This window comes from Mesorhizobium sp. M0768 (genome assembly GCF_040320195.1).
Classification (GTDB): Bacteria; Pseudomonadota; Alphaproteobacteria; order Rhizobiales; family Rhizobiaceae; genus Mesorhizobium.
Map to the genome: position 1 here is coordinate 1 of NZ_JAMYPD010000006.1, position 16,607 is coordinate 16,607.

At 62.2% G+C, this 16,607-nt stretch carries 15 protein-coding genes, 1 tRNA gene and 1 pseudogene; 4 read left to right on the top strand and 13 right to left on the bottom strand.

Translation table 11 applies throughout. The annotated features are described in order from the left end of the window. The 3 genes and pseudogenes from NKI08_RS10110 to NKI08_RS10120 form a co-directional block, all read left to right on the top strand. Nucleotides 1-252 (top strand): hypothetical protein (locus NKI08_RS10110; RefSeq protein ID WP_352769199.1); only part of this gene is annotated, 252 nt, incomplete at its 5' end. Continuing rightward, nucleotides 174-419 (top strand): annotated as a pseudogene (locus tag NKI08_RS10115) (transposase domain-containing protein); the annotation flags it as partial. The gene NKI08_RS10110 and the pseudogene NKI08_RS10115, both read left to right, overlap by 79 nt. After that, nucleotides 406-639: a hypothetical protein gene (locus NKI08_RS10120; protein WP_352768804.1), complete on the top strand. Its 234-nt coding sequence runs from the start codon at nt 406-408 to the stop codon at nt 637-639. The pseudogene NKI08_RS10115 and the gene NKI08_RS10120, both read left to right, overlap by 14 nt. 536 nt (nt 640-1,175) lie before the next feature. Here NKI08_RS10120 and NKI08_RS10125 read toward each other — a convergent pair. Both NKI08_RS10125 and NKI08_RS10130 read right to left on the bottom strand, forming a co-directional pair. Beyond that, nucleotides 1,176-2,558: a DUF6538 domain-containing protein gene (locus NKI08_RS10125; RefSeq protein WP_352768806.1), complete on the bottom strand. Its 1,383-nt coding sequence runs from the start codon at nt 2,556-2,558 to the stop codon at nt 1,176-1,178. 137 nt (nt 2,559-2,695) lie between these two features. Continuing rightward, nucleotides 2,696-2,780, bottom strand: a tRNA-Leu gene (locus NKI08_RS10130). A 175-nt stretch (nt 2,781-2,955) separates the two neighbouring features. Here NKI08_RS10130 and lipB point away from each other — a divergent pair. Next, nucleotides 2,956-3,699 carry a lipoyl(octanoyl) transferase LipB gene (gene lipB / locus NKI08_RS10135; protein ID WP_352450002.1) on the top strand — a complete coding sequence of 248 codons (744 nt, stop codon included), beginning with the start codon at nt 2,956-2,958 and terminating at the stop codon, nt 3,697-3,699. A 384-nt stretch (nt 3,700-4,083) separates the two neighbouring features. On the opposite strand, the gene NKI08_RS10140 is transcribed toward lipB, so the two are convergent. From NKI08_RS10140 to nuoK, 11 genes are all read right to left on the bottom strand, one after another. Next, a complete protein-coding gene (locus NKI08_RS10140) occupies nt 4,084-4,767 on the bottom strand; it encodes an ABC transporter ATP-binding protein (RefSeq protein WP_254818120.1) in 684 nt (227 codons plus the stop codon). Continuing rightward, nucleotides 4,764-6,050, bottom strand: coding sequence for a lipoprotein-releasing ABC transporter permease subunit (locus tag NKI08_RS10145; protein ID WP_352768809.1), 1,287 nt, complete (start codon nt 6,048-6,050; stop codon nt 4,764-4,766). The genes NKI08_RS10140 and NKI08_RS10145 overlap by 4 nt, the downstream gene beginning before the upstream one ends. Continuing rightward, entirely contained in the window at nt 6,047-7,375 is a 1,329-nt protein-coding gene (proS, locus tag NKI08_RS10150; protein ID WP_352470242.1) for a proline--tRNA ligase, read from the bottom strand. The genes NKI08_RS10145 and proS overlap by 4 nt, the downstream gene beginning before the upstream one ends. Nucleotides 7,376-7,935: 560 nt before the next feature. Continuing rightward, the gene (locus NKI08_RS10155) at nt 7,936-8,220 is read right to left on the bottom strand and encodes a DUF1467 family protein (RefSeq protein ID WP_352470241.1); all 285 of its coding nucleotides are present in this window, start codon (nt 8,218-8,220) and stop codon (nt 7,936-7,938) included. Continuing rightward, nucleotides 8,217-8,621 carry a methylmalonyl-CoA epimerase gene (gene mce, locus NKI08_RS10160; RefSeq protein WP_352768813.1) on the bottom strand — a complete coding sequence of 135 codons (405 nt, stop codon included), beginning with the start codon at nt 8,619-8,621 and terminating at the stop codon, nt 8,217-8,219. The genes NKI08_RS10155 and mce overlap by 4 nt, the downstream gene beginning before the upstream one ends. A 118-nt stretch (nt 8,622-8,739) precedes the next feature. Further along, nucleotides 8,740-10,410, bottom strand: a complete 1,671-nt coding sequence (locus NKI08_RS10165) for a ribonuclease J (protein WP_352450006.1) — start codon at nt 10,408-10,410, stop codon at nt 8,740-8,742. A 119-nt stretch (nt 10,411-10,529) separates the two neighbouring features. Continuing rightward, on the bottom strand, nt 10,530-11,351 hold the full coding sequence (locus tag NKI08_RS10170) for a biotin--[acetyl-CoA-carboxylase] ligase (RefSeq protein ID WP_352768816.1): 822 nt from the start codon (nt 11,349-11,351) through the stop codon (nt 10,530-10,532). Between the two features lie 4 nt (nt 11,352-11,355). Then, entirely contained in the window at nt 11,356-12,792 is a 1,437-nt protein-coding gene (gene nuoN / locus NKI08_RS10175) for an NADH-quinone oxidoreductase subunit NuoN (protein ID WP_352768819.1), read from the bottom strand. A gap of 17 nt (nt 12,793-12,809) precedes the next feature. After that, on the bottom strand, nt 12,810-14,315 hold the full coding sequence (locus NKI08_RS10180; RefSeq protein WP_352681670.1) for an NADH-quinone oxidoreductase subunit M: 1,506 nt from the start codon (nt 14,313-14,315) through the stop codon (nt 12,810-12,812). Next, complete coding sequence (gene nuoL, locus NKI08_RS10185; protein ID WP_352768822.1) at nt 14,315-16,288, bottom strand: NADH-quinone oxidoreductase subunit L; 1,974 nt, start codon at nt 16,286-16,288, stop codon at nt 14,315-14,317. The genes NKI08_RS10180 and nuoL overlap by 1 nt, the downstream gene beginning before the upstream one ends. 10 nt (nt 16,289-16,298) lie before the next feature. Then, complete coding sequence (gene nuoK / locus NKI08_RS10190) at nt 16,299-16,607, bottom strand: NADH-quinone oxidoreductase subunit NuoK (RefSeq protein WP_023676620.1); 309 nt, start codon at nt 16,605-16,607, stop codon at nt 16,299-16,301.

Genomic DNA, 16,607 nt, shown 5'->3' on the forward strand with positions numbered 1-16,607 from the left:
ATCGATCATCCAGGCCGGAGCGGTAATGACATGCCCGGGCGCGACGACGAGATGAATGATCCGGCCGTTGGCGCGCTCTTCGCTGTTCTCGCAGCGAAGCCGATGTCCGAAATACGGGTGCCAACGGTAATGGACCTCGACCTCCTGCCCAACATGGGCAGAATGACCCCGAGATGGCTCTCGGCAGAAAGTCCTGGCTGTTCTGCGGTTCCGATCGCGGCGGACAGCGCGCTGCCGTTCTCTACAGCCTGATCGTCAGCGCCAAGATGAACGATATCGACCCTCAGGCCTGGCTCGCCGATATCCTGGCGCGCATCGCAGCCCACCTAGCCCATCGGATCGATGATTTGCTGCCGTGGAATTGGAGATCCGCACAACTGCGGACCCAATCAGCGGCGGCTGATCATGCAGCGCAATAAGGTGCATCACGTCTACACCGTCGATCGTGTCGCCAGGGACCTCGGCGTCAGCGAAGCGCTCATCCAGGACCTGACGCTCGGTCTCGAGCCCGAGGACGGCGTCATCTGGGTCTACGGCGCCAACGATGACGACGGGATCTTGGCCTTCACCGATGAAGGCATCGAGGAGGTAAAACTCCCCCTCGAAGAATATCATCGCGTCTCCCCATCGAAAGCTTGACCCCAGCACCGCGGTGCTCATGGCCGCCGGATACGCACGTCTGCGGTCTTCACCGGATGGATACGGATCGGATGAGGCATTCCGGCCCGCCGACAGCCTGTGGATCGATTCGGCCTCATGTCCGCTTCAAGGGCATCGACCCGCCTGAGTCCGCTCAGCAATTCATGTGACCGGATGTGGCTAGCTAAAGTTAGCAAGTGTGTTTTCCGATTTCTAGGTCGAAGTACCGCCGCTGCACGATGCGAGAGGCAAATCGCTTTTTTCACCTGTTCCTCCTGCCATTATCTCGTCTGTGTCATCGTCGAACAGAAAACAGACATGGGAACAGAAAATGACCTGTGTTCTACCACAGGTCAGCACGGATCCTGAGCCCGTGACCTTAGAGAGAATTGACCGCGCTCTGGATACGCTCGCCCTAGCCATCCACAAGGCAGGCGACAATGGACGAGCGTATCTTCCGATTTACGAGCGTCTCGAACGCGAAAAGAAGAAAATTATTGCAGAGAGGGGCACAATGCTGCGCGCCCGGGAACGGCTCAAACGATCTCGGGATCAAAAGGCAAAGCAATTTTAGTGAGTTCGTCGCGCCGCCATTGCAGTGAACCGCCCGTACCATACTCTACCCGCTCTATCGTATGGCCCATCAAGATTTTGCGAAGCTCGCTGTCGATTCCTGCCTCCTTCATACGATCCTCGAAACTGTGCCGGAGCGAGTAAATCTTGTGCTTCGGTGTCGGGAAAAGCTTCTGTGTTTTAAAGAACTTATTCAGGTTTGCAGAAAGTGCCTCTTCACGATTGCGGTAGCGCGGAAAGCCCTGCGGATTTTTCCTAAAAACTTCCAGCGCGACGCCTACCAGCGGCACATCTCGCACGGACCATTCGGTCTTGATTTCGCGCGGATCATCAGGGTCCTCCCGTGGGGTGATGCGAATGTAGGGAACGGGTGTGTCAAGGAAGATCACGGTCTGATCGAGATTGCAGATCTCGCTTGGCCGCGCGCCTGTCTCGATCAGCGCCAGAACGCATCGGCGCGCTTGAGCATCCAGGGATGCTAAAGCGCCAGGCCTCATGATCTGATCGGATATCCATTTGGGGTCGAATGACGGCCGTTTACGACGGCGCTTGCCACGCTCCGAAAAGCGGAGGTCATCAAATGGGGTGCCTTTTTGTTCTTCGCCCAGGTGAGCGAAATAGCGCCTGTAGAGATCCCGCATGTTGCCGAGATCTCGATTGCCGGCCGACGCGGAATGTGTTGCGGGGCCGACGTCGGGCGACGGCGCAACGCGCTTGAGCCAAAATCGGTAGAAGGCCAGTCCATCCTCGCGCGTGATTTCACCGATCGGCTTGTCGCCGACCAGGGCGATAAAATTGCTGACGGCCCTCTGCTTTACTTTCCTCCACATTCGGCGCTGAGACTGGCTCTTGCCTCCAACTTCATGTGCCATGATCTCGTCGGCATAGAGATCAAAAGCGTCTGAGATTTTGACCGGCGGCACTGGCACACCGCCGAGGAGAGCATCGGCCACGGCGGGGGCCGCTTGAACGCGCTCCAGCGCCTCGACACGCTTCAAGATCGCATCAACATTCTGAAAGCCTGCCACTTGTCCGTTTGAAAGGTAGGAAACGCCCATGGCTTCAGCTCGGCGAACGGCGTCCCGATACTGATCAAGTGCTGATCTTATCTCGCCGCCGCAAAGAAGCACGGCCCACAGGGTCTTATCCGCGTCTTCAAGCCTGTCGCGCATTGCACGTGCGAGGCGGCGCTCGTCCGTTCCCAAAGACTTGCGAATGAAGCTGCCTCGATCGTCGATGCCGGCCAGCTTGGCGGGCACTCGCCGATGATAATAGAAAATCCCGTCGCGTTGGATGAGGTAGCGATCTGGGTCCCTGCCGGGCTCTGCGACAGCCTCTTTTCGCATGGGCCAATCTCGCGATGTATCTCATTTTGTATCGCAGAGTGTATCGCATTACAGCAGGAATTCCAAGCATCCCCGAGCGAGGGGGAACTGTCGGAATGACATTTCAATGAGTTAGGAGAGCCAGTTCACAAATTTAATGGTGCGGTCGAGAAGACTCGAACTTCCACGGGTTGCCCCACAGCGACCTCAACGCTGCGCGTCTACCAATTCCGCCACGACCGCACGTGGTAGGAGCCGGAACCAACCGGCCCGCGGCGTGTAGCAAATCGTTTCCGGTGAAACAAGTGCGCGGCCAGCAATAATCGGCCGGACATCGGCATAACTGTTCAAGGGCCGAACGTGCCGGAACTGGACGTTTGTACCGATTGCCGCCATATGAGTGGCGAGACGAGATATCATGACAGAACGCAGCCAGATCGCCACGTCGTTCCTGCCCTTGCCCGGCTCGGCGCCGGTCGAATGGCGCATCGAGCCCGGGCTCACCGCCTATCCCGATGCGCTCGCCGTGATGGAGGCGCGCGCCGAGGCAATCCGCAGCGGCGCCGCCGGTGAGATGGTCTGGCTGGTCGAGCACCCGCCGCTCTACACCGCCGGCACCAGCGCCCGCATCGAGGACCTGATCGAGCCGGACCGTTTCCCGGTCTTTGCCGCCGGGCGTGGCGGCGAATACACCTATCATGGGCCGGGCCAGCGCGTCGCCTACGTCATGCTCGACCTGAAGCGGCGGCGCGAGGATGTCCGCGCCTTCGTCGCCGCACTCGAACAATGGATCATCGGCTCGCTGGCCGCCTTCAACGTACGCGGCGAACGCCGCGAGGACCGCGTCGGCGTCTGGGTGGTTCGGCCGGACCGCCCCGCTTTGCCCGACGGCTCGGCGGCCGAGGACAAGATCGCCGCCATCGGCATCAGGCTGAGGCGCTGGGTGAGCTTTCACGGCATCGCCATCAATGTCGAGCCGGACCTTAGCCATTTCAGCGGCATCGTGCCGTGCGGCGTCCAGGATCACGGCGTCACCAGCCTTGTCGACCTCGGCCTTCCCGTAACCATGGCCGACCTCGACCTGGCGCTGAAATCCGCTTTCGAGGACGTGTTCGGGCCCGCCGCGGTGTCGCCTGTCGAAGTATCCCGCAAGGCCGGCTGAAACACTCGCCCAATGCCTGCGCCAATATGCGAAGGCGGCCCTCGCTCATCAGCATCGAGCCCGCCCTTGAGCTCAATCCTCACATCGCGCCGATCCAGATTGCCATGGAAATGAGGAACGTGCTCATGCACACCAGCGAGACGACATCCTGAACAAGATCGGTCATAACTCTCTCCTGTTGTTAGTATGTTCGTATTTTGTTCTAATTTTGTTCGAATGTCAACGACCGCAGTCCGGGCGTCACCGGAATTGCGCTCGGTCATTTCGACAGGGTTAAGAAAGGGTTGAGAGGGAAATGCCGAGCGTTTCGCGGCCGACAGGCGCGCGAAAGCGGCGGGACGGCGCACGGCTCGCAGGCCGTCATCGCCTCGATTGCAGCGCACTCTAAAGCGGCACAACCTTGCCGTCGGCCAGCGTCACGCGGCGGTCCATGCGCGAGGCGAGCTCGTGATTGTGGGTGGCGATGAGCGCCGCCAGGCCCGATTGCCGGACCAGTGCTGCCAGCGCCTCGAACACATAGGAAGCGGTCACCGGGTCGAGATTGCCGGTCGGCTCGTCGGCCAAAAGCACCAGCGGCGCATTGGCGACGGCACGCGCAATGGCGACCCGCTGCTGCTCGCCGCCGGAGAGCTCGGAGGGGCGATGCTGTGCCCGCTTGCCGATCTGCATATAGTCGAGCAATTGCGCCGCCCGCTCGGCCGCCTCCTTGCGCGGCAGCCCTTTTATCAGCTGCGGCATCATGATGTTTTCCAGCGCAGAAAACTCAGGCAACAAATGATGGAACTGGTAGACGAAGCCGACATCGTTGCGGCGGATCGCCGTGCGCTCGTCGTCGGAAAGCCGGCCGCAGGCGCGCCCCGCCAGGATCACATCGCCGGCGTCCGGTCGCTCCAGCAGCCCGGCGGTGTGGAGCAGCGTCGACTTGCCGGTGCCCGACGGCGCCACAAGCGCCACCATCTCGCCACGTTTCAGCGAAAAATCGGCGCCGTTCAGGATGGTCAGCTTGCGCGGCCCCTGTACATAATGGCGTTCGACGCTCTTCAGCTCGATAATGGCCTCGGCCATCATTCGTACCTCAGCGCTTCGACCGGATCGAGCCTGGCCGCGCGCCATGCCGGAAACAGTGTCGCCAGGAACGACAGCGCCAAAGCCATGAGAACGACCGAGATCGTCTCGCTGGCATCCATGCGGGCCGGCAGCTGGCTTAGGAAATAAAGCTCGGGATTGAACAGCCGCTCGTTGGCCAGCCAGGAGAAGAACTGGCGGATGCGCTCGACGTTGAGGCAGATCACGATGCCGAGCAGCACGCCGGCGATGGTGCCGACAACGCCGATCGCAGCCCCGGTCATCAGGAAGATGCGCAGGATCGCACCGCGCGTGGCGCCCATGGTGCGCAGGATGGCGATGTCGTGGCCCTTGTCCTTCACCAGCATGATCAGGCCGGAAATGATGTTGAGCGCCGCCACCAGCACGATCAGCGTCAGGATCATGAACATGACGTTGCGCTCGACCTGCAGCGCGTCGAAGAACGTCTTGTTACGCTCCCGCCAATCGACGAGGGTGATCGGCCGTTGCGCCGCCTCTTCGACCTTCGGCTTCAGCGCGTCGATATTGTCGGGATTGTCGGCGTAAATCTCGATCGTCTGCGCCCGGCCGTCCATGTTGAAGTAAAGCTGCGCTTCCGAAAACGGCATGTAGACGATGGAGCTGTCATATTCCGACATGCCGACCTCGAAGATCGCGGTTATCGGATAGCCTTTCATGCGCGGCGTCGTGCCGAGCGGCGTGACGTCGCCCTCGGGCGAGATCAGCGTGATCGTATCGCCGAGCACAAGGCCGAGATTCTCGGCCATGCGGCTGCCGATGGCGACGCCCTCGCCGGTGTCGAAGCCGACGATCGAGCCCGCCTTGATGTTGTTGGCGACGATCGTGATCTTGCCGAGATCCTCGCCGCGTATACCGCGCACCAGCGCGCCGGTGCCGCCACCGACATTGCCTTGCGCCAGTACCTGCCCGTCGATCAGCGGAATGGCATATTTGACGCCGGGCACGCCGTTGATGCGGCCGGCGACCTGGCCATAGTCCTCCAGCGGCATGTCGAGCGGCTGCACGATCAGGTGTCCGTTGACGCCGAGGATGCGCGTCAGCAGTTCGGCGCGAAAGCCGTTCATGACCGCCATGACGACGATCAGCGTGGCGACGCCTAGCATGATGCCGAGGAAGGAGATCGAGGCGATCACCGAGATCACCGTCTCCTTGCGACGCGAGCGCAGATAGCGCCACGCCACCAAGCGTTCGAAGCCGGAAAAAGGCCCGGCGCCCGATGGTCTTGCTGCCGCCGCTTCGTTCATGCGGCGGCACCGAAACGCTTTTTCACGTCGCCGATCGGCAGCGTCTCGCGCTCGCCGGTCCTGCGGTTCTTGATCTCGACCTCGCCGGCGGCGACACCACGCGGCCCGACGATCACCTGCCACGGGAGCCCGATCAGGTCGGCGGTGGCGAACTTGCCGCCCGGCCGCTGGTCGGTGTCGTCGTAGAGCACCTCCTTGCCGGCGGCGGCAAAGGCGGCATTCAGCTCGCCGCAGACGCGGTCGCATTCGGCATCGCCAGCCTTCATGTTGATCAGGCCGACATCGAACGGTGCCACCGCCTCCGGCCAGATGATGCCGTTATCGTCATGGCTGGCCTCGATGATCGCCGCGACCAGCCTGGACGGGCCGATGCCGTAGGAACCGCCAGAAACGAAATGATCCTTGCCGTCCGGCCCGGTCACCTTGGCGCCCATCGGCTTGGAATATTTGTCGCCGAAATGGAAGATATGCCCAACCTCGATGCCGCGCGCCGAGACCCGGTCGCGCGCGGGCACCTTCTCCCACGCCGCCTCGTCATGCATCTCGTCGGTGGCGGCATAGGGCGTCGTCCACGTCTTGACGATGCCGCCGATCTCGGCGTCGTTCGAAAAATCAGTGTCTGCCCCCGGCACCTCAAGCGAGAGATAGTCGCGATGGCAGAACACCTGGCTCTCGCCGGTGTCGGCCAGGATGATGAACTCATGGCTGAGGTCGCCGCCGATCGGCCCGGTGTCGGCGCGCATCGGAATGGCCTGCAGCCCCATGCGCGTAAACGTCCTGAGATAGGACACGAACATGCGGTTATAGGCGGCCTTGGCGCCTTCATAATCGAGGTCGAAGGAATAGGCGTCCTTCATCAGGAACTCGCGCGAACGCATGACGCCGAAGCGTGGGCGCACCTCGTCGCGAAACTTCCACTGGATGTGATAGAGATTGAGCGGCAGGTCCTTGTAGGACTTGACATAGGAGCGGAAGATCTCGGTGACCATCTCCTCGTTGGTCGGCCCGTAGAGCATATCGCGGTCTTGCCGGTCCTTGATGCGCAGCATCTCCTTGCCGTAGTCTTCATAGCGGCCGCTTTCGCGCCACAGCTCGGCCGATTGGATGGTCGGCATCAGGATTTCGAGTGCACCGGCGCGATTCTGCTCCTCGCGAATAATCCGGCAGACCTTGTCCAGCACCCGCTTGCCGAGCGGCAGCCAGGAAAAGCTGCCCTGCCCCTGCTGGCGGATCATGCCGGCGCGCAGCATCAGCCGATGCGAGACGATCTCGGCCTCGCGCGGATTTTCTTTGAGGATGGGCAGGAAATAGCGCGACAAACGCATGAACTGGTCCGTGAGAGAGGATGGCGGCGCCGGAATCGGCGCAGCGCAGGCTTGCTTGCCCCGGCTTCATAGCCATTTCATGGCGGAATGGAAACCCGGCCCAGGCGCTGCACAGGCGCCGCAATTGCCGCACACGGCTTGCTGGGCGTTTCGCAAGCAACGCCTGCCGTACTATTGTGCACTGCAGCACGAGATTGCCTGTTTCTGGGCAAAATTCTTCGTGACATTTTCACCCGCCTTAGGCTAGTGTGCCCCCATAACCGAGAGGGTAGAGAAAAATCTGCCCTCCTACGCGGTCAAAGTCTTGGGAGGATGCGATCTAGGCGCGGTAACTCGCTGCCGCCGGACACCGGAAACAGATCGGACGCGTTTAAATTGCAAGGCCTCGCGCCTTGCATTTTTTTTGTGCAATCATCTGGTTAGCACGACAGATTACCAACCTACATGACGTTGCGTCAGCCCAGACCCGCCCCGGCCTTTACTTTGGGTTGACCTTGCTGGCTCAGCTTGATTTCAGAGCCTCGGCTAGGCTGGGATAGTCGGACACGGTAGGTAGCCGGCTAATGCGCTGGGCTCTGGTTGAAATCCGGCACGATGTGCGGGATGTCGTCGATGCCGAGGCCAAGCCCTCTCGTGATGCCGTAGAAGATACCCATGAGGACCAGCGTGGCTATCGTCGTGCGCAGCGCGGCGCGCAGCATGTGCGGTCCGCGCGGTGCGCTCGGAACCGTGCCAAGCGTCACGTCCCGATCCTCGTCCTGCGTCCGCATGCTGAACGGCAGGACGGCGAACAACACCACCCACCACGTGGCGAAGAACAGGGCGATAAACGAAACCCAACTCATGCTTGCTCCAGTTCGACCAGCGTGCCGAAGAAATCCTTGGGGTGCAGAAACAATACCGGCTTGCCATGTGCGCCGATCTTCGGATTGCCGTCGCCGAGCACGCGCGCGCCGCTGGCCTTGAGACGGTCGCGCGCCGCAACAATGTCGTCCACCTCATAGCAGACATGGTGCATGCCGCCGGACGGATTCTTCGCGAGGAATGCGGCGATCGGCGAGGCTTCGCCGAGCGGCTCGAGCAACTCGATCCTGGTGTTGCCGACATCGACGAACACCACCGTAACGCCATGCTCCGGCAGCGCCTGCGGCGCGGTCACGCGCGCGCCAAGCATATCGCGATAGACCGCCGCAGCCGCGGCCAGATCCGGCACCGCAAGCGCGACATGGTTGAGGCGTCCGAGCATAGAGTGCTCCCGGTTAGGGGAGTAGGGAATAGGGGAGTACGGGAGTAGGGAAAACAAGTTTGGAGAGTGCAAACTATCTGTTCTTCCCTACTCCCCTACTGCCATACTCCCCTACTCCTCATCTTGTGACGAACACCGTCACCAGCGGCTTCTTGCCCCAGGCTTCGTTGGCCGCGCCGCGCACCGCGCGCCGCACCGCCTCCTGGACCAGGTCGAGGTCTTTTCGGCGCTGGCGGGGGATGGAGTCCACGGCGCCGATTGCCGCATCGATCATCAGGTCTTCCAGGCTCTCACCGCTGCCGTCGGCCTCGGCGACGCCGATGGCGACCAGATCGGGATCGCCGGCAAGCTCGTATTTGTCGTCGAGCACGACATTGACGGCGACATGGCCGGCAAAGGACAGCTTGCGGCGGTCGCGAATGCCCATCGCCTGGTCGGTGCCGATCAGCCTTCCATCCTTGTAGATGCGGCCGAACGGCACCTGGTCGATGATGGCGGCGGCACCCGGATACAGCCTGAGCATGTCGCCGTCGCGCACCTGCGCGACCTGGCCGATGCCGGACGTCGACATCAGCGAGCCCTGCGCCACCAGATGCGCCGCTTCGCCATGCACGGGAACGCCGATCTGCGGCCGCACCCATTCATACATCTTGCGCAATTCGCTGCGGCGTGGATGGCCGGAGACATGCACCAGCGCATCGCCGTCCTCGATGATCTTGATGCCGAGATCGATCAGGCGGTTCTTGATTTCGAGGATCGCCTTCTCGTTGCCGGGAATGGTGCGCGAGGAAAACACCACCGTGTCGCCAGCCGTCAGCGCCACCGACTTCATCTCGTCGCGCGACAGCTTGGCAAGTGCGGCAAGCGGCTCGCCCTGGCTGCCGGTGCAGATGATGACGAGGTTTTCGCGCGGGATGAAGCCGTAATCCTCCTCGGCGATGAATTCCGGCAACCCGTCCATATAGCCGAGTTCATCAGCCACATCGATGACTCGCTTCATCGAGCGGCCAATCACCAGGCACTGGCGGCCGGCATCCCGCGCCGCCTTGGCGATGGAGACGATACGCCCGACATTGGAGGAGAAGCTGGTGACGGCGACCCGGCCCTTGGCGTTCTGGATGACGCTCTTGAGGCCCTCGCCCACCGCCACTTCGGACGGCGATTCCCCTTCCCGCATCGCATTGGTGGAATCGCAGACCAGCGCCAGCACGCCCTTGTCGCCATAGGCTCGGAAGCGCGCCTCGTCGGTCATCGGCCCGACCGTCGGCGCCGGATCGATCTTCCAGTCGCCGGTGTGGATGACGACGCCGGCCGGCGTCGTGATCGCCAGCGACATCGGTTCGGGAATGGAGTGCGCAACAGGGATGGCCTCGATCTCGAACGGGCCGACGGTGAATTTCTCGCCGGCCCGGTAGATCGTCACCGGGATCTTCGGCGCCCCTTGCTCGCCCTGCCGCTTGGCTTCCAGCAGGCCGGCGCTGAACGGCGTCATCCACACCGGCGCCTTGAGCTTCGGCCAGATATCGTGCAACGCCCCGTAATGGTCCTCATGCGCATGGGTGATGACGATGCCGCGCAGATTGGCGACATTCTCCTCGATGAAGCGTGTGTCGGGCAGAACCAGGTCGACGCCGGGCAGGGTTGCATCGGGAAAGGTGACGCCGACGTCGACCACGATCCATTCGCGCGCATTGGCCGGCCCATAGCCGTAGAGGGCGAAGTTCATGCCGATCTCGCCGACACCGCCAAGCGGCACGAAGACAAGTTCGGCGTTTTCCGCTGTCGCCATGGTCTTTCCTTCCTTGCCGGTCAAAATTGCGGGCCGGTCAAAATTGTGGGCCGGTCAAAATTGTCGGCCGGTCAAATTCAAGCTGGTCAAATACCTGGCCAGTCAAACGTATTGGCCGGTCAAACGCCGGCCGAGGCAACCGCGCCGAAATGCACGTCGCCGGCGGCGATCGTCAGAACCGAACCTTCATCGTCGCGGATCACGAAACGGCAGTCCTCGTCAATGGTCTCGAAGGTGCCGCGCACCACATTACCGTCAATTCTGACAGCAACCTGCCCGCCAAGCCCCGCCGCACGCGCCAGCCAGCGCCGCCTGACGGCGGCAAGCCCACGCCCTTCGTTCCACAGCCGCGCATTCTCGCTCCAGGCATCCGACAGCGCCAGAAACAGCGTCTCGGCATCGCAAGCAGACCCCAGCGCGCTGAGCGACGTCGCTGGATAAGGCAAATCCTTGGGATAAGCCACCACGTTGACGCCGATACCGACAGCCACCGCCGAACGGTCGCCATCCAGCATCGCCGATTCCAGCAGGATGCCGGCGAGCTTGGCGCCCGAGGCAAGCACATCGTTCGGCCATTTCAGTTCGAAACGGTTCTTGCCTTGGCTCGCACCATCGAGGCCGATCGCGATCCTGCCCTTCGGCACGACGGCGTCGAGCGCGTCGGCCAGCGCCAGTCCGGCAACGAAGCCGAGCGTCGCGGCAAGCCGAAGCTCGGTGTTGGTGATCACCAGCAACGTCGCTGCCAGATTACCCTCGGGCGTCGCCCAGGCGCGGCCACGGCGGCCACGGCCCGCTTCCTGCTTTTTGGAGACGACCCAGAGTTTGCCCGGATCGCCGGCCCGTGCGTGCTCCAGCGCCAGCGCGTTGGTGGAGCCGACCGTGTCGTGCGCCTCGAGCCGGAACCCGTCCGAAGCCGCGGTTGGAGCCAGCCTGAACGTCATTCCGTCAGAAGAAGGTCTTGGCTGCGGCAGCGGCGTAGGTTCCGATCGGGCCGCCGATCAGCACGTAGAACAGCACGAAAGCGCCGCAGGCGCCGAGCACGACGCGCAGTTCGGACGCCATCGGCACGAAGCCGCCGACCGGTTCGTCGAACCACATGATCTTGATGATGCGCAGATAATAGTAGGCGCCCACCACAGACGCGAGCACGCCGATGATCGCCAGCGCGTAGAGGTTGGCATTGATGGCGGCGAGGAACACGTACCATTTCCCCCAGAAGCCGGCGAGCGGCGGGATGCCGGCCAGCGAGAACATCAGGATGGTGAGGATCGTCGCCATGATCGGATTGGTCGCCGACAGGCCGGCGAGATCGCTGATCTGCTCGACATTGCCCTCCTTTCGCCGCATGGCGAGGATGAAGGCGAAGGTGCCGAGCGTCATCACCAGATAGATCAGCATGTAGATGGCGACGCCGCGCACGCCGTCCTGGCTGTTGGCGGCAAGGCCGACCAGAGCATAACCCATATGGCCGATGGAGGAATAGGCCATCAGCCGTTTGATGTTGGTCTGGCCGATGGCCGCGAAGGCACCAAGTGCCATCGAGGCGATCGAGATGAAGACGATGATCTGCTGCCAGTCGGCGGCGATCGGCTTGAAGGCGCCCATGGTGACGCGCACCATCAGCGCCATCGCCGCCATCTTCGGTGCCGCCGCCAGAAAAGCCGTCACCGGCGTCGGCGCGCCTTCATAGACGTCGGGCGTCCACATATGGAACGGCACCGCCGAGATCTTGAAGGCAAGGCCGGCCAGCACAAAAACCAGGCCGAAGACGAGGCCGAGCTGGCGCTCGCCGCCGCTCAGCGCCGCGGCGATCTCCTGGAAGCCGGTGTTGCCGGTGTAGCCGTAGACCAGCGAGATGCCGTAAAGCAGCATGCCCGATGACAGCGCGCCAAGGACGAAGTACTTCAGCCCGGCCTCGGTCGAGCGCAGATTGTCGCGGTTGATCGCCGCCAGCACGTAGATCGCCAGCGATTGCAGCTCGAGGCCGAGATAGAGCCCGATCATGCCGTTGGCCGAGATCATCAGCATCATGCCGAGCGTGCAGAGCAGGATCAGCACCGGATATTCGAACTTGTCGAAACGCTCCGCCTGGGCAAAGCGGACCGACATGACCAGCGTCACCGCCGAGCCGACCAGCGCCAGCACCTTCATGAAGCGGGCGAATGGGTCCTGGATGAAGGCTTCGCCATAGGCGTTGCCCTGTCCCGGCGAAAAGATCAGCCAGGCGCCGGCGATCACCAGCACGGCGACGGCAAGGCCGCTCACCGTGACAGTGGTGTTGGCGCGAGAATAGGCGCCGAGCATCAACAGCGCCAAGGCGCCGAGGGCGAGGATCAGCTCTGGCGTCGAGAGCGACAGGCTTGAGAGAAGGTCCGGCGTCATGGTTCGCAAACCCCCAGTCAGTTCGCCGCCGCGGTCTGCGCGGCGCCGATGGATGCGGTGACATTGGTAACGAGCGCCTTGACCGATTCGGCGGTCGCGTCGAAGATCGGCGCCGGATAGACGCCGAAGAAGATGACCAGCGCGACCAGCGGATAGATGATCACCTTCTCGCGCGTCGACAGGTCGAGCAGGCCTTTCAGGCTTTCCTTGGTCAGCGCGCCGAAGATCACCTTGCGGTAGAGCCAGAGCGCATAGGCCGCCGAAAGGACGACGCCCGTGGCGGCGAAGAACGCTACCCAGGTGTTGACCCGGAACACGCCGAGCATGGTCAGGAACTCGCCGACGAAGCCGCTGGTGCCGGGCAGGCCGACATTGGCCATGGTGAAGATCATGAACACGGTTGCATATTTCGGCATGTTGTTGACCAACCCGCCATAGGCGTCGATGTCACGCGTATGCATGCGGTCGTAGACGACGCCGACGCAGAGGAACAGCGCGCCGGAGACCAGGCCGTGCGACAGCATCTGAAAGATCGAACCCTGGACGCCTTCCTGGTTCATCGCGAAGATGCCCATGGTAACGAAGCCCATGTGAGCGACCGACGAATAGGCGATCAGCTTCTTCATGTCCTCCTGCATCAGCGCCACCAGCGAGGTGTAGATGATGGCGACAACGGAGAGCGTGAAGATCAGCGGCGCGAACATTTCGGATGCGATCGGAAACATCGGCAGCGAAAAGCGCAGGAAGCCGTACCCGCCCATCTTGAGCAGGATGGCGGCCAGGATTACCGAGCCGGCCGTCGGTGCTTCGACATGCGCGTCCGGCAGCCAGGTGTGCACCGGCCACATCGGCATCTTCACCGCGAAGGACGCGAAGAAGGCAAGCCATAGCCAGGTCTGCATATTGGCCGGGAAGTTATGCGTCAGAAGCGTCGGGATATCGGTGGTGCCGGACTGGAAGAACATCGCCATGATGGCGAGCAGCATCAGCACCGAGCCGGCCAGCGTATAGAGGAAGAACTTGAACGAGGCATAGACGCGCCGCTTGCCGCCCCACACGCCGATGATGATGAACATCGGGATCAGGCCGGCTTCGAAGAAGACGTAGAACAAGACGATGTCGAGCGCGCAGAACACGCCGATCATCAGCGTCTCGAGCAGCAGGAAGGCGATCATATAGGCCTTGACGCGCTTCTCGATCGATTCCCACGAGGCGAGGATGCAGAGCGGCATCAGGAAGGTGGTCAGGATGACGAACAGCATGGAGATGCCGTCTACGCCCATATGGTAGGAGATGCCGGAATCCAGCCAGGCAAACTTCTCGACGAACTGGAAGCCGGGCTGCGAATTGTCGAAGCCGGTCCAGATGAACAGCGAAACCACGAAGGTGAACGCGGTCGTGAACAACGCGATGGCGCGGATGTTGCGGCGCGCGTTCTCGCTGTCGTCACGCACGAAAAGGATGAGCAGCACACCAACCAGCGGCAGGAAGGTGACCAGCGATAGGATCGGCCAGGCGGTCATCAGAGCATCATCCAGGTGACGAGTGCGGCAACGCCGATCAGCATGGCGAAGGCATAGTGGTAGAGATAGCCGGTCTGCAGCTTGACGACCCGGTTGGTGACGTCGACGACGCGCGCCGAAATGCCGTCCGGCCCAAGCCCATCGATGACGGTGCCGTCGCCGGTCTTCCACAGGAAGCTGCCGAGGCGCTTTGCCGGCCGCACGAACAGGAAGTCGTAGAGCTCGTCGAAATACCATTTGTTGAGCAGGAAGGCGTAGAGCAGGCGATGGTTGGCGGCGACGCTCCGAGGCATTTCCGGCGCGCGAATATAGAACTGCCAGGCAATCGCAAAGCCGATCAGCATGGCGATGAACGGTGACAGCTCGACCCACAACGGCACTTCGTGGATTTCGTGCAGGATGTGGTTGTCCGGCAGCGTGAACAGCGACGCCTTCCAGAATTCGGCATAGCCCTCGCCAATGAAGGCGCCGTGGAAGATCACGCCGGCGAACAGCGCGCCCGCCGCCAGGATGAACAGCGGTACCAGCATGACCGGTGGCGATTCATGGACATGGTGCATGACCTCGTGGCTGGCCCGCGGCTCGCCGTGGAAGGTCATGAAGATCAGCCGCCAGGAGTAGAAGGAGGTGAAGCAGGCAGCAATGACCAGCAATATGAAGGCAAACGCGGCGACCGCATTGTGGCCGGCGAAGGCCGCTTCGATGATGGCGTCCTTGGAAAAGAAGCCGGCCGTGCCGATGATCGTTACCGGAATGCCGACACCGGTCAGCGCCAGCGTGCCGATCACCATCATCCAGTAAGTCGTCGGGATCAGCGTCCTCAGGCCGCCCATTTTGCGCATGTCCTGCTCGTCGGAGACGGCGTGGATGACCGAGCCCGAGCCGAGGAATAGCAGCGCCTTGAAGAAGGCGTGGGTGAACAGATGGAAAATCGCTGCGCCATAGGCGCCGACGCCGAGCGCCACGAACATGTAGCCGAGCTGCGAACAGGTCGAATAGGCGATGACGCGCTTGATGTCGTTCTGGACGAGACCGACGGTCGCCGCGAAGAAGGCGGTGAAAGCGCCGATGAAGGTGACCACCGTCAGGGCCGAATGCGACAGCTCGAACAGCGGCGACAACCGCGCCAGCATGAACACGCCTGCCGTCACCATGGTCGCGGCATGGATCAGTGCCGAGACCGGCGTCGGGCCCTCCATGGCATCCGGCAGCCAGGTGTGCAGCGGCACCTGCGCCGACTTGCCCATGGCGCCCATGAACAGGAGCAGGCAGACGACCGTCATCGCAGCCTGCTTATCGAGCGCATAGCCGAGGAAGGTCAGCACGGCCGCGCCTTGCGGCGCGCCTTCGGCCGGAATGAACGTCGCCGCATTGGCGAAGATGGTGCCGAGATTGACCGAGCCGAACAGCACGAACACGCCGAATATGCCGAGCGCAAAGCCGAAATCACCGACGCGGTTGACGACGAAGGCCTTGATCGCAGCCGCATTGGCCGACGGCTTCTTGTACCAGAAGCCGATCAGCAGATAGGAGGCAAGGCCGACGCCTTCCCAGCCGAAGAACATCTGCACGAGGTTGTCGGCTGTCACCAGCATCAGCATGGCGAAGGTAAACAGCGACAGATAGGCGAAGAAGCGCGGCCGGTCCGGGTCGTGATGCATGTAGCCGATCGAGTAGATGTGGACCAGCGACGACACCGTGTTGACGACGACCAGCATGACCACCGTCAGTGTGTCGATCCTGAGCGCCCACGACGCTTCAAGGCCGCCAGACTGGATCCAGCGCAGCACCGGCACGGTGAACACCTCGCCGCCGCCGAAGCCGACCGAGAAGACGGCGACCCACGACAGCACAGCCGCGATCACCAGGAAGCCGGAGGTGATGTATTCTGAAGCCTTGGCCCCGAGCGAAGTGCCGAACAGGCCGACGATCAAGAAGCCGAGCAGCGGAAGGAAGACGATGGCCTGATACATGGTGGTTCCGTCAACCCTTCATCATGTTCACGTCTTCGACCGCGATCGAGCCGCGGTTGCGGAAGAAGACGACGAGAATGGCAAGGCCGATCGCCGCTTCGGCCGCCGCGACCGTCAGCACGAACAGTGCGAACACCTGGCCTACCAAATCGCCGAGCGCCGCCGAGAAGGCGACGAAATTGATGTTGACCGCAAGCAGGATCAGCTCGATCGACATCAGGATGACGATGACGTTCCTGCGGTTCAGGAAGATGCCGAACACGCCGAGCGTGAACAGGATCGCCGATACGGTCAGGTAGTGCGCGATACCGACGACCAT